The following is a 12989-nucleotide window of genomic DNA, read 5'->3' on the forward strand; positions in this document are numbered from 1 at the left end:
TTCCAGCCGCCGCGTGCAGCCGACGGCCGCGCGTCGTGCACGGGCGGCGGGCCGCCCGGTGCAACCTGCATCGGCCCGCCCGGTTGCGGACGGCCTTGTCCCGGCGGCATGCCCCCGGGGCCGAGCCGCGGTTCCGGACGATGCGCCCAGCGATCGCGGTCGTGATACCACGGACGGTGCCGGTAATAACGATCCCAGTACGCGGCGATCGCGAATCCCGTCACCGGAACCCCGATGATCGCGCCGTATTCGAGCAACGGCACGTAGCTGCCCTGGTACGGATACTCGAGCAACTGCGCATCGATCCAGCCGCGCACGCCCGGCAGCGCGACGTCGCACCACGAGTAGTCGCTCAGGCAGCCGAAGACGTCCAGCGCCGTGTCGGGCGGAATCTGCGCTACCACCGGATAGTCGGGCGCCGGCCCCGCAAACAGTTCGGCCGGCGAGTTCGTGTAGGCGCTGCTCTGCGCGTCGGCGACGCCCGGCGCGGCCGCGAGGCCGAGCAGGACGACGTACAGACTTCGGACAATCGAATTCCTCATGATGCTCTCCCGCGCGGTGCCGCCGCGCGCCGGTCAGTGCCGATGCCCGCCCCAGCCGCCACCCCAGTGGCCGCCACCCCACGGACGATGCCAGTACCCGCCGCGTCCGCGCCAGTAGCCACCGCCCCAGCCGCCCCAGAAGCCGACCGAGATCGCCGGCGCTCCCCAGCCGTACCAGCCCGGGTAATACGCGGGGGCATAGTACGGATACGGATAGGGATACGGCGGCGGATAGGCCGGCGCGACGTAGACGGGAGCCGGATCGGCCACGGGCGGCGCGACCGCCGTCGAGCCCTGGCTCGGTGCGGCGCTACCCGGTGAAGCCGGCGTGACGGGTATCTCGCGCTGCGTCAGCGTGGCCGGCGCCGGCGCGTAATACGGCGCATAGCCGTACGGACTCGTGTAATAACAGCCGCCGAGGGCCAGCGTGGTCAACGCGAATACCGCACACCTCGCGGCAGGAATCGGGGTCATTTCTTGCTCCGGCGGAATCTGCGCTGCGCAGCCAGGCTGCGCGCCTGACTCTAGCTTACGTCCCCTGCAGATTTCCGCCCGGTATGATCGGTTACTTTTTGTTTCCAGCACCAGACGCACGCGCAGGCACGCCGCATGCTGGCAGGTCTGCCGCGCTCGCGTTGAAGTTCGCGCAAATGCCCTCAACTTGAACGATGTCAGGCTGGCCGGCGCGGACGGGGTTCGCGAGCAACCGGCGGCCCGAAACCGGCGGGCTTCGGCCCGCCCAGACAGGAGCGCGGCTCACGCCGCCATCGACATGACTACGCCACGCCCCACTCCCCGGGCGGACACGCCGCTCGATCCGATCATCCAGTTGCTGGCGCTCGCCGGCGAACAGGGTTATCTGACCCACGCCGACCTCGTCGACGCGCTGCCGCCCGAAAGCGACAGCCCCGACGCGCTCGACGTCGTGCGCGCCGCACTCGCCGACATCGGCATCGCCGTGCTCGACGAGCCGGCCGCGCCTGCGCCGTTCGCCGGTTCGTCGCCGGTCGACGTCGATCGCGATGCGCTCGACGAAGGCCGCGCGATGCTCGGCGACCTCGCACGCGGCACGAGCGCGTCGACCGACCCGCTCGCGCTCTACATGCGGCGCATGCAGGCGGTGCCGCTGCTCACGCGCGAAGGCGAAATCGTGCTTGCCCGCGAACTCGAGACGGGCCGTCACCAGATCCTGCATGCGATCGCCGGCTATCCGGCGGCGGTCGACTCGTTGCTTGCGCGTCACCGCGCGACGGCGACGACCGGCAGCGCCGGGGCTTCCGACGGCGACGGCGACGCCACCGACACGCCCGCGCCGGCCAGCTACGACGCACTGCAGACGGCCGTCGCGGCCCTGCGCGGCGCGTTGCACGCGCATGGCGTCCGTTCGGACGAATACCGTGACGCGCGTAACCGCATGGCCGCCCTGCTGGGCTCGATCGCGTGGCTCGCACCGGCGGTCGACGACGCGAGCCGCGTCGTGGGCACGCTCGCGTCCGCGCCGCACGGCACCGAAGCCGGCGAAGCCGCCAGCTTCGACGCGGTCGCGCGGCGGGCACTCGCCGCAGCGCTCGCCGACGGCCAGCAGAAAGTGCGCGACGCCACGCGCGCGATGCTCGAGGCGAACCTGCGGCTCGTGCTGTCGATCGCGCGCAAGTACATGAACCGCGGCGTCGACCTGCCCGATCTCGTGCAGGACGGCAGCCTCGGCCTGATGCGCGCGATCGAGAAATTCGAATACCGGCGCGGGTTCAAGTTCTCGACCTATGCGACCTGGTGGATCCGCCAGGCGATCGCGCGCGCGGTCGCGGATCGCGCACGCACGATCCGCGTGCCCGTGCACGTGGGCGACCAGTACCAGCGTGTGCAACGGCATGCGCTGCGTTTTCACCAGCGCACGGGGCGCCGGGCGACGCCGGCCGAACTCGCGGCCGAAACCGGCCTCGACGAGGACAAGCTGCGTGCGGTGCTCGCGCTGCCTGCCGAGCCCGTGTCGCTCGATGCGCCGCTGCCCGACGCGGACACCGGCCTCGTGGAGCTGATCGAGGACCAGGCGTCGGCCAGCCCGTTCGAGCAACTGGCGGACACGCGCATGCGCGAGTGTGTGCGGTCGCTGCTCCGGTCGGTCACGCCGGCCGAGGCCGACGTGCTGCGCCGGCGGTTCGGTCTCGGCGGCGCCGAGCCCGACACCTACGATGCGATCGCGCACGACGCCGGCATGTCGCGTGAACGCGTGCGCCAGATCGAGAAACGGGCGCTCGCCGCGTTGCGCACGGCCGCCGAGGCCGAGAACGCGCAGTCGTTTCTCGACGCGTGACCGCATCACGCGACGCACGGTCGTGCCCCTACCTGCACGACCGTGCACCTCGCACCTGTGCTACGTTTGCTATTGACGTGCGTCAAGTTTTCTTCAACGCGTGTCGCGACAATGATGAACAGCCGACCGGCGCATCGCTCGCCGTGTCCATTCCGTTTGTGCTTCCCCGGGTCCCTCGCGATGCAGACGAGCGCCAGCCAAACGTACGAGGAAAACCGGCATATCGCGGCCTGCCTGCGCGAGGCGGCGCAACGGCTGGCTGACCAGGGCGCGAATCCTTACCGGGTCGCCGCGTACCGCGCGTCGGCCGGGACGGTCGAAGCGCTCGACCTCGACATCCGCACGCTGTTCGAATCCGGCGGCGTCGATGCGCTCGGTACGTTGCCCGAGATCGGCACGGGCGTCGCCCAGGCGATTGCCGAGCTGCTGGTGACCGGGCGCTGGCGGCAGCTCGACCGGCTGTGCGGCGACGCCGTACGCACCTCCGCATTCGAAGCGGTGCCGGGTATCGGCCACGCGCTCGCGTTACGCATTCACGACCTGCTTCACATCGATACGCTCGAGGAGCTCGAACGCGCGGCCCGCAACGGCCAGCTCGAAACGATCTCGGGCGTCGGCCCGCGGCGCGCAGCCGGTATCCGCACCGCGCTCGACGACGTGCTGAGCCGCCGCCGGCGCTGGCAGGGCCACGTGCAGGACGCCGGCCCCGGCACCGAGCCCCCCGTCGAACTGCTGCTCTACATCGACCGCCTGTACCGCAACAAGGCCGCCGCCGGCGTGTTGCCGACGCTCGCGCACCGGCGCCTGAACGTGGACGGTTACGTGCCGTCGCCCGTGATGCACATGACCAAGGGCGGCTGGCATTTCACGGCGCTGTGCCTGCTTGCCGCGATGCGCACGCCGGAGGCCTCCCGCCCGACCGACTGGGTCTCGCTCTATTTCTACGACGCCGGGCAGCGCGAACACCAGCGCACCGTCTTCACCGAAACGGTCGGCTCGCTCGTCGGCAAGCGCATCGTGCGCGGGCGCGAGCAGGAGTGCCGCGTGTACTACGCGGGCTGAGTCAGTCAGTCGTCGGAGGTTTCGTCGACGTCGAACGCCACGCCGAGCACGGACGCGATCTCGCGACAGGCATGAGTGAGCGCGCGTGTGCGGCGACCGGAATATTCCACCGCGAGATCGAACCAGGTCGAATACGACACGTAATCGGCGCCGCTTTTCCGGTTCGGCACGTCGAACCACAACGTCACCGTGTAGCCGCCCTTCCAGCGTATCGGTATCACCCGCGTGAGCCGCAATCTCGTGATCGCGCCGTGACGGAAGCGGAAGCTGTCGTCGCCCACGCGGAACCCCGACCATGCGCCGTCGTTCGACACGAACACGGTCAGCGTTTGGTCAGGTGGCGCGGCCGGCCCCCCATCCTCGACGGCAAGTTCGGCCATCGACACCATCGACGCGCCCGAATCGCCGTGCCCTGTCTCGACGTCCACGAACGCTTCGATCTTCCGCTTCGCATTGTCGTAGAAGATGCGCGCGACATCGGGCCGTGCGTTGCCAGCCATCGGAACCACTTGCTTGAATCGTGCATGCTCGCCGTATCGAAGCGGTACGTCGGGCGCGTCGCCGGCATCGCCGGCGTCTTCAGCGCCGTCAGCCGGTTCGTCGTCCGGACTGTCGGCCGGTACGGCCTGCGCGGCCGTCTCGGGCTGCCCGATACCCCCGCGCCGTCGCTTCACCCAGGCAGTTCCCCACGTCAGCAGGGCAGTCTGCACCGCCAGCACGGCCGCCATCGTCGCGCACCCCGCGAGAAATCCGTAGTGCGGCCCGACCTTCGATGCCGCATATGCGGCCGGAAGCACATAAAGCACCAGCAATGGCGCAAGCAATAACGACACGCGTCAACCCCGTTGTTCCTGCTTTCGTTTTCGAATTCCGGCCGGGATCGGCACCGCCGCCACCCTGCCGCCGGACTGCTGATGCACCCGCACGTCGCGCGGGCGCGCTACCTATGCGCCGTCCGCCTTCGCGCGACGCGCCGGATTGCGATGCGCGGCAATGCGCAGCAGCTTCTGGAACGACGGGCATTCGAGATGGTTCGCCGCCGGGCACACGGCCGCGTGCCGCAGCGCATCGCGCACGGCGCCGAGACGGCGGATCGTGCGGTCGAGTTCGTCGGCCTTGCTGTCGAGCTTCGCGCGATCGATCGCAGGCAGGCCGTCCGTGTCCACCATCGCGAGGATGTCGTCGAGCGAAAAACCGGCCTCGCGGCCCAGCGCGATCAGTGCCAGCCGCTCCAGCACCGACTCGTCGTATTGCCGCCGCAGCCCGTGGCGGCCGATCGGGACGATCAGCCCCTTTTCCTCGTAGTAGCGCAGCGTCGACGCGGGCAATCCCGAGCGCCGCGCCACATCCGCAATGTCCAGCCGACTCATGCTTGACCTCAAGTGAACTTGAGGTTGCAAGATAGGCGCTCGACTCCATAAAGACAAGCCCTGACTGCCATGAAACCGCCGAATCCACGCTGTATCCCGCTGCGCCGCGCAGCCGTCGCCCTCCGCGCCGGTGGTCCGCGATGAGCCTGCCCGACGTCCTGCTCAACCTGTTGCTGATCGGCACGGGCGCGACGCTCGTGATGGATCTGTGGGCGCTGTTTCGCCGACGTGCGTTCGGCATTCCGTCGCTCGACTATGCGCTGGTCGGCCGCTGGATCGGTCACATGACGCAAGGCCGGTTCCGGCACGTGTCGATCGCCGCCGCGCCGCCCGTGCCGGGCGAACGCACGCTCGGCTGGATCGCGCATTACGCGATCGGCATCGCGTACGCGGCGCTGCCCGTCGCGATCGCGGGCACGGCATGGATCGGCACACCGACACCGCTTCCCGCGCTCGTCGCCGGCCTCGCCAGCGTGGTCGCACCATTCTTCGTGATGCAGCCCGCGTTCGGCCTCGGCATCGCGGCGTCGCGCACGCCGCACCCGGGCGTCGCGCGCCGGCGCAGTGTCATCGCGCATCTGTCGTATGGTGTGGGGCTTTATCTGGCGGCGTTCACGCTGGCAGCGCTGCCCCGTTGAGCACACCGTCTTGCCGACGCCGTGACGGGTAGCGCCGGCTCACGGAGCCGACGTCGACGCCCGCACAAGCGCTTCGCCGAAGTGTGACGGGCGCTTTGTCCTGCGCGAGCCGAACGATGGCCGCGCCGACACAACGGCAACGGCGATGGCAATGCCCATGCCGGCATACTGGCCAACGTGGCACGCCTGCGCACGGCCCCCCGGTATTCCCGTAGCGGTCAACCCGTTCATCCGGCCGGCCCGGATGACGCTGCCCATCACTCCCCGCCGCAGTCGATCAGGTTGTGGCGCACGCGCCCGAGCAGCCGCACCAGCGTATCGCGCTCGTCGGGCGTGAAGCCGCGCAAACCGTCGTCGACGACGGTGTCACCCACTTCGAGCATCTGCGGAAAGATCTCGCGCGACTTGTCGGTCAGCCGGATCACGAATGCACGGCGATCGTCGTCGTTCGCGACGCGCTCGATCCAGCCATAACTTTCCATCCGGTCGAGCAACCGGGTAAGCGAGATCGGCGCGATCTCGAGCCATTCGGCGAGCCGTGCCTGATTCATCTCGCCCTTCCACGTCAGGTATGCGATCACGCGGCTTTGCGCGCGCGTCAGCCCGATGCGCTTCGCGCGCCGGTCGAACAGGCGCCCGTTCAGGCGGGCCACGTCAGAAATCAGGTAGCCGATCCGGTTCTCGTAGGTCTTGTCCATGCGGGGATTATAGGGTCAAGCCGACGGCCACCCATCGCTCGCGGCCAGGCGATAAGCGGATCTATAATAAGCGTGCTTATAATTCCAGCGATACCGGATCGCCGCCCACGGCGACCGCCTCACGGAGACACCCGCTTGAACCCCGCCGCCGACGCCCCCGCCTCACCCGCCCTGAACCGGCCGATGCTGACCCTGTCGATCATGCTCGCCACGCTGATCCAGACCCTCGACAGCACGATCGCGAACGTCGCGCTGCCGCACATGCAAGGCACGCTGTCCGCGTCGCAGGACGAGATCACGTGGGTGCTGACCTCCTACATCGTCGCGGCGGCGATCGCGACACCGCTCACCGGCTGGCTGTCCGACCGGCTCAGCGTGAAACGGCTGCTGATCGTGTCGATCGCGGGCTTCACGGTCGCATCCGCGCTGTGCGGGCTGTCCGAGACACTAGTGCAGATCGTCGGCGCCCGCCTGCTGCAGGGCGTGTTCGGCGCCGCGCTGGTGCCGCTGTCGCAGTCGATCCTGCTCGACATCAACCCGCGCGAGAAGCAGGGCCAGGCGATGGCGATCTGGGGGATGGGCGTGATGGTCGGCCCGATCCTCGGCCCGACGCTCGGCGGCTGGCTCACCGACAGCTACAACTGGCGCTGGGTGTTCTTCATCAACGTGCCGATCGGCGCATTCGCGCTGGCCGGCGTGATGACCTTCCTGCCCGCCCGCGCGCCGCGCCCGCACGTGAAATTCGACGCGTTCGGCTTCGCGACGCTGGCGCTCGCGATCGGCGCGTTCCAGGCGATGCTCGACCGCGGCGAACAGCTCGACTGGTTCGGCTCGTACGAGATCCGCATCGAGGCGATCGTCGCGGCGCTCAGCTTCGCGTTCTTCCTCGTGCATACCGCGACCGTCGGCAAGGCGTCGTTCTTCAAGTCGGAACTGCTGCGCGACCCGAACTTCGCGACGGGCACGCTGTTCATCTTCGTGGTCGGCGCGGTGCTGTACGCGACGCGCGCGCTGCTGCCGCCGATGCTGCAGAACCTGATGGGCTACCCGGTCGCGACGACGGGCCTCGTCACCGCGCCGAGCGGCGCCGGCACGATGATCGCGATGCTGTTCGTCGGCAGGCTGCTGAAATACGTGGATGCGCGGATGCTGCTGCTCGCGGGACTGTCGATTTCCGCGCTCGCGCTATGGCAGATGATGCAGTACACGGTCGTGCTGTCCGAAGCGGACATCGTGTGGCCGGGCGTGGTGCAGGGCTTCGGGCTGGGGCTCGTGTTCGTGCCGCTCAGCGCGCTGTCGTTCTCGACGTTGCCGCCCAACCTGCGTGCGGACGGCACGGCCACCTACAGCCTGATGCGCAACATCGGCAGCAGTATCGGCATCTCGATCGTGCAGACGCTGATGACGCGCAACACGCAGGTGTCGCACGCCGATCTCGCCGCGCAGATCACGCCGTTCAACCCGGCCGTGCAGGCGATGGCCGGCAGCCATCTCGACTTCGCGCTGCTCGACCGCACGATCAACCAGCAGGCATCGATGATCGCCTACCTGAACGATTTCAAGCTGATGTTCGTCGCGACGCTGCTGATGATTCCGCTGTTGCTGCTGATCCGCCCGCCGCAGAAAACGGCGAGCGTGGAGATCGCGCATGCGGCGATGGATTGACGATGCGACGGGCGCGCGCCCGTCGCAGGCCGAACCGTCAGGCCTTCATCGTCCCCGTACGCACGTACCGCTCGTGCCACGACAGCGCCTCGGCGAGCAGGTGCGGCGTGTGCTTGCCGAAGCTTTCGCGCGACGCACGCTCGAAGTAATCCTCGAGCATCGGCCGGTAGTCGGGATGCGCGCAGGTCGCGATGACCTTGCGTGCACGCTGCTTCGGCGACAGGCCGCGCAGGTCGGCAAGGCCCTGCTCGGTGACGACCACCGCGACGTCGTGCTCGGTATGGTCGACGTGGCTCGCCATCGGCACGATCCGCGAAATCGCGCCGCCCTTCGCGGTACTCGCCGACATGAAGCACGACAGGTAGCCGTTGCGCGCGAAGTCGCCCGAGCCGCCGATGCCGTTCTGGATCTTCGTGCCCATCACGTGCGTCGAGTTCACGTTGCCGTAGATGTCGGCCTCGATCATCCCGTTCATCGCGATGCAGCCGAGACGGCGCACGAGTTCCGGATGGTTGCTGATCTCCTGCGGGCGCAGCACGATCTTCTCGCGGAACGTCGCGATTTCGTCGGCGAAGCGCTGCACGGCCGCCGGGCTCAGCGACAGCGCGGTGGCCGACGCGAAGCTCAGCGTGCCGTCCTGGAGCAGGTCGAGCATGCCGTCCTGGATCACTTCGGTGTACGCGGTCAGGTTCGAGAAACCGGCCGAGCTGAGCTCCGCGAGCACCGCGTTCGTGATGTTGCCGACGCCCGACTGCAGCGGCAGCAGGTTTTCCGGCAGGCGGCCGCGCTTCACTTCGTGGCGCAGGAAATCGATCAGCTGGTGCGCGATCTGCTTCGACGTCGCGTCCGGCGCGGAGAACGCGTTGCTGCGATCCGGTGCATCCGTCTCGACGATCGCGACGATCTTGTCGGCCGGGCAGCGCAGGTACGGCTCGCCGATCCGGTCGTCGCTTTTCGTCAGCGGAATCGGCTTGCGGTGCGGCGGCAGCGCGGTGCCGTAATAGACGTCGTGCATCCCGTCGAGGCCGAGCGGCTGGCGCGAGTTGACTTCGAGGATCACGTGCTTCGCGCGTTCGAGCCACGTCTTGTTGTTGCCGATCGAGGCGGACGGAATCAGCAGCCCGTCCTCGCGGATGCCCGCGACTTCGACGATCGCGACATCGAGATCGCCGTACAGCCCGAACCATGCGTATTGCGCGACGTGGCTCAGGTGGACGTCCTGGTAGTCGACTTCGCCGCCGTTGATCTTGTCGCGCAGCGTCGGGTCGGACTGGTACGGCAGGCGCATCGAGATGCCGTTGGTGCGGGCGAGCGCGCCGTCGAGTTCCGGTGCGGTCGACGCGCCCGTCAGCACGTTGATCCGGAAGTCCTCGCCGCGCGCGTGCGCCGCGTCGATGTGGGCGGCGAGCGCGGCCGGCACGGCCTTCGGATAGCCCGACCCCGTGAAGCCGCTCATGGCGACGGTCATGCCGGGACGGATCAGCGCGGCGGCTTCGTCGGCGGTACGGACGAGCGAACGCAGGGCGGGAGCGAGGATGCGTGATGAAGACATGGCTGGATTCTGATGCTTTGGTCTGTCGTTGACGTCGCTGGGGGTGTCTCCTGAGCGACATGAAGCCCTTGTGGCCGCGACGGGCGGCCGGCACCACAGGCATGGTCGGAGTATCTCAGAGGCGGTCGCCGCGAAATGTCCGCCGTATGAAAAAGATCGTTGCCGGATTTGCCGCGTATCGAACGGCCGTTCTGTGACAGGCGCCCCGTTCAATTCGAATGCACATGAAAGGTGCGCGAAAGCATCCAACACAACGACCGGTCGACGATCACCAATCCGCACACATCAATCGACGGATTTTCATTGCGATTCATCGCCTGTCGATCGGCAATGGTCGATGCCGCATCCGGCGCGGCCAATTGTCACCCGATGCGGGTTGTCCCGGCCTGACGCACGTCAAGCTCGCACGCGCCGCGCGTCGCGCGCCGGGAAGCGCGAAAAACACCGCCGCACCGGCCTGTGAGGCCCGTCCGCCCTTGACAGGCGCGCGACGCGAACCACACTGGAATACGGATCCCGCCGCCCCGTTCGGCCGCCCTTTCGCGCACGCGCTTTTCGGTCGGCCGATCGTCGCAAGACGCGGTAACACTCGCTCATGTCAGGACATTGATCGAATAAAAAGCAACAAATTACAATTCCGTATATATTTCGCCGATGGACCAAAGAAAAACCGCCACACGTTCCGAACCGCCCCTGCCACGCACCTGGGATGCGCGGCTCGCGCGCTCGCTTGTCCGACCGCTCGTCGACACGCCAGTCACCCCGAATCACCTCACCACCGTTCGTCTGCTGATCGGCCTCGCCGGCGCCTGGTGCCTCGCGCACGGCGGCTTCGGCTGGAGCAATGCCGGCGCGTTCCTGATCGTGCTGTCGAACTTCGTCGACCACACCGACGGCGAGCTCGCCCGCATCAGCGGGAAATCCAGCAAGATCGGTCATTTTTACGACCTCGCGGCGGACGCGCTCGTCACGATCGCGCTGTTCGTCAGCATGGGCCTCGGCATCGTCGCCCAGGGCGGCCAGATGGCCGCGTCGCCGGTGCTGCTCGGCGCGGTGGCCGGCGCCGCCGTCGCGCTGATCTTCTTCCTGCGCATGCGGATCGAATCGATCGCCGGCAAGGCCGGCACCAAGCAGGCGTTCGCCGGCGGCTTCGAAACCGAAGACGTGCTGTACCTGCTGCCGCTCGTGACGCTCTTCGACGGCGTCGAACCGTTCCTGCTCGCGGCGTCGATCGGCGCCCCGCTCTTCGCCGCATGGGTCGTGATCGACTGGTGGCGCATCGTCCGGCGCGGCAACGTCGCGCAGAATCCAACTGAAATCCAGGCTTCCAAATGACTCCTAGCACGCGCGACGACTCCGTGCTGAGCCCGGCACGCCCCGCGCCTGCGCGCGTGGCGGCCGCCGATCCCGATCGCACCGTGGCCGACTGCGTCGGTTCGCTCGACCTCGACCGCCTGCGCGGCGACTACACGCGCCAGGGCTCGTTCCTGTACCTCGACGCCTTCCTGCCGGCCGACGCGCACGCGAAGCTCGCGGCGGCCGCCCGCGCGATGCAGGCCGGCCTGAACCGCAATTACCTGCCCGGCCACAAGCAGGGCGGCAGCGTCAGCCGCCATACGATCGACGAGCAGGCGCCGTACATCGCCGAGCTGTATCGCTCGAAGGCACTCATCTCCTTCCTCGAGAAGGTCACGGGCGACAAGCTGATGCTGTCGCCGGACGACGACCCGCACGCGTATGCGCTGTATTACTACACGAAGCCCGGCGACCACATCGGCTGGCATTACGACACGTCGTACTACGACGGCCGCCGCTATACGCTGCTGATCGGCGTGATCGACGAATCGTCGTGCCGGCTCGACTACGAGCTGCACACGCGCAATCCGGACGTCGCCGACGAACCGGGCTCCGTCCAGATCGCCGACGGCGGCATCGTGCTGTTCGACGGCGACAAGCTGCGCCACCGCATCACGCCGCTGGGCCAGAACGAGATGCGCGTGTCGCTCACCTTCGAATACGTGACGAACCCCGGCATGCGCCCGTGGAAGCGCTTCATCTCGAACATGAAGGACGCGATCGCGTATTTCGGCTTCCGCCAGGTGTTCAAGCAACTGGCGACGCGACGCCCGACCGGGTCATGACACGCGCCGGCCTGATCCTGCTGTCCCTCGGGACCGCACTCTTCGTCGCACTCCTCGCCTGGCAGGGCGTCGGCGCGGTCGCGTCCACGTTCCTCGCGGCCGGCTGGGGGCTCGCGCTCGTCGCGGCGTTCCACGTCGTGCCGCTCGTGATCGACGCGATGGCGATCTCCGTGATGTTCCGCCACGGCCAGCCCGGCGCCGAACTCCGCAACGCGCTGCGCGCGCGCTGGGTCGGCGAATCGGTGAACAGCCTGCTGCCCGCCGGGCAGATCGGCGGCCCCGTGCTGATGGTGCGCCACCTCGCGCAGCGCGGCACGCGAATGGCCGACGCGGCGGCCGCCGTCACCGTCAGCACGACGATGCAGGCGCTCTCGCAAATGGCGTTCGCGCTGATCGGCATCGCCGCGTTCAGCCTGTACGCCACGCACGAATCGGTCGCGCACCTGCGCACGCCCGCGCTGATCGCCACCGGCGTGCTCGGCGCCCTCGCCGCGCTGTTCTACGTCGCGCAGCGGCGCGGGCTGTTCGGCCGCGGCCTGCGCCTCGCGTCGAAGCTGCTCGGCCCGCGCGACTGGTCGTCGCTGGCGACCCGCGCCGACGCGATCGACGACGCGGTCGGCGCGCTGTACCGCGATCGTGCGAAGGTCGCGAAGACGTTCGCATTGAGTCTCGTCGGCTGGATCGTCGGCACCGCGGAAGTGTGGCTCGCGCTGCACTTCCTCGGGCACCCGGTGAGCTGGCTCGACGCGCTGCTGCTCGAGAGCGTCGGCCAGGCCATTCGTGGCGCGGCCTTCGCGATCCCGGGCTCGCTCGGCGCGCAGGAAGGCGGCTACCTGCTGCTCGCGCCGCTGGTCGGACTGCCGCCCGACGCGGCGCTCGCGCTGTCGCTCGCGAAGCGCGCGCGCGAACTCGCGCTCGGCCTGCCCGGCCTGCTCTATCTGCATTTCAGTGAAAGAAACTGGCAGCGGCGCCGTGCGCCGCAGCCGCTCGCCGACTGATCGTTCAGA

Annotated in this window: 12 protein-coding genes and 1 pseudogene; 7 read left to right on the forward strand and 6 right to left on the reverse strand. The window is 68.5% G+C overall.

The window, feature by feature from the left end; genetic code table 11:
• Window positions 1-542 (reverse strand): annotated as a pseudogene (locus DPV74_RS18920) (SH3 domain-containing protein); the annotation flags it as partial.
• Window positions 543-575: 33 nt separating this feature from the next.
• A complete protein-coding gene (locus DPV74_RS18925) occupies window positions 576-1016 on the reverse strand; it encodes a hypothetical protein (RefSeq protein ID WP_119337753.1) in 441 nt (146 codons plus the stop codon).
• A 298-nt stretch (window positions 1017-1314) separates the two neighbouring features.
• Here DPV74_RS18925 and DPV74_RS18930 point away from each other — a divergent pair, with 298 nt between their 5' ends.
• Entirely contained in the window at window positions 1315-2856 is a 1542-nt protein-coding gene (locus tag DPV74_RS18930) for a sigma-70 family RNA polymerase sigma factor (protein WP_119337754.1), read from the forward strand.
• A gap of 180 nt (window positions 2857-3036) precedes the next feature.
• Window positions 3037-3918, forward strand: coding sequence for a helix-hairpin-helix domain-containing protein (locus DPV74_RS18935; protein WP_021162072.1), 882 nt, complete (start codon window positions 3037-3039; stop codon window positions 3916-3918).
• 5 nt (window positions 3919-3923) lie between these two features.
• Here the strand turns inward: DPV74_RS18935 and DPV74_RS18940 are convergent, their stop codons facing one another.
• Together DPV74_RS18940 and DPV74_RS18945 are read right to left on the reverse strand one after the other, a co-directional pair.
• Window positions 3924-4751 (reverse strand): hypothetical protein, encoded by an 828-nt coding sequence (locus tag DPV74_RS18940; RefSeq protein WP_162923085.1) that lies wholly within the window; start codon window positions 4749-4751, stop codon window positions 3924-3926.
• A 111-nt stretch (window positions 4752-4862) separates the two neighbouring features.
• Window positions 4863-5288 carry a helix-turn-helix domain-containing protein gene (locus DPV74_RS18945; protein WP_021162074.1) on the reverse strand — a complete coding sequence of 142 codons (426 nt, stop codon included), beginning with the start codon at window positions 5286-5288 and terminating at the stop codon, window positions 4863-4865.
• 140 nt (window positions 5289-5428) lie between these two features.
• Between DPV74_RS18945 and DPV74_RS18950 the strand changes: the two genes are divergently transcribed.
• Window positions 5429-5926, forward strand: coding sequence for a DUF2938 domain-containing protein (locus tag DPV74_RS18950; protein WP_119337756.1), 498 nt, complete (start codon window positions 5429-5431; stop codon window positions 5924-5926).
• A 257-nt stretch (window positions 5927-6183) separates the two neighbouring features.
• Here the strand turns inward: DPV74_RS18950 and DPV74_RS18955 are convergent, their stop codons facing one another.
• Window positions 6184-6624 (reverse strand): MarR family winged helix-turn-helix transcriptional regulator, encoded by a 441-nt coding sequence (locus DPV74_RS18955; protein WP_021162076.1) that lies wholly within the window; start codon window positions 6622-6624, stop codon window positions 6184-6186.
• 135 nt (window positions 6625-6759) lie between these two features.
• Here DPV74_RS18955 and DPV74_RS18960 point away from each other — a divergent pair, with 135 nt between their 5' ends.
• Window positions 6760-8289, forward strand: coding sequence for a DHA2 family efflux MFS transporter permease subunit (locus tag DPV74_RS18960; RefSeq protein WP_119337757.1), 1530 nt, complete (start codon window positions 6760-6762; stop codon window positions 8287-8289).
• Between the two features lie 37 nt (window positions 8290-8326).
• Here DPV74_RS18960 and DPV74_RS18965 read toward each other — a convergent pair whose 3' ends face one another.
• Window positions 8327-9841, reverse strand: a complete 1515-nt coding sequence (locus DPV74_RS18965) for an acetyl-CoA hydrolase/transferase family protein (RefSeq protein ID WP_027791325.1) — start codon at window positions 9839-9841, stop codon at window positions 8327-8329.
• 654 nt (window positions 9842-10495) lie between these two features.
• Between DPV74_RS18965 and DPV74_RS18970 the strand changes: the two genes are divergently transcribed.
• Genes DPV74_RS18970 through DPV74_RS18980 form a run of 3 tightly spaced genes read left to right on the forward strand, consistent with a single transcriptional unit; the run spans window position 10496 to window position 12980 of the window.
• Entirely contained in the window at window positions 10496-11176 is a 681-nt protein-coding gene (locus DPV74_RS18970; RefSeq protein ID WP_021162080.1) for a CDP-alcohol phosphatidyltransferase family protein, read from the forward strand.
• Complete coding sequence (locus DPV74_RS18975) at window positions 11173-11982, forward strand: 2OG-Fe(II) oxygenase (RefSeq protein WP_027791324.1); 810 nt, start codon at window positions 11173-11175, stop codon at window positions 11980-11982. The genes DPV74_RS18970 and DPV74_RS18975 overlap by 4 nt, the downstream gene beginning before the upstream one ends.
• Window positions 11979-12980, forward strand: a complete 1002-nt coding sequence (locus DPV74_RS18980; RefSeq protein WP_027791323.1) for an HpnL family protein — start codon at window positions 11979-11981, stop codon at window positions 12978-12980. The genes DPV74_RS18975 and DPV74_RS18980 overlap by 4 nt, the downstream gene beginning before the upstream one ends.
• Window positions 12981-12989: the final 9 nt, after the last annotated feature.

The sequence above is a fragment of the Burkholderia sp. HAN2018 genome, from assembly GCF_024704855.1.
GTDB classification, from domain to species: Bacteria; Pseudomonadota; Gammaproteobacteria; order Burkholderiales; family Burkholderiaceae; genus Burkholderia; species Burkholderia cepacia.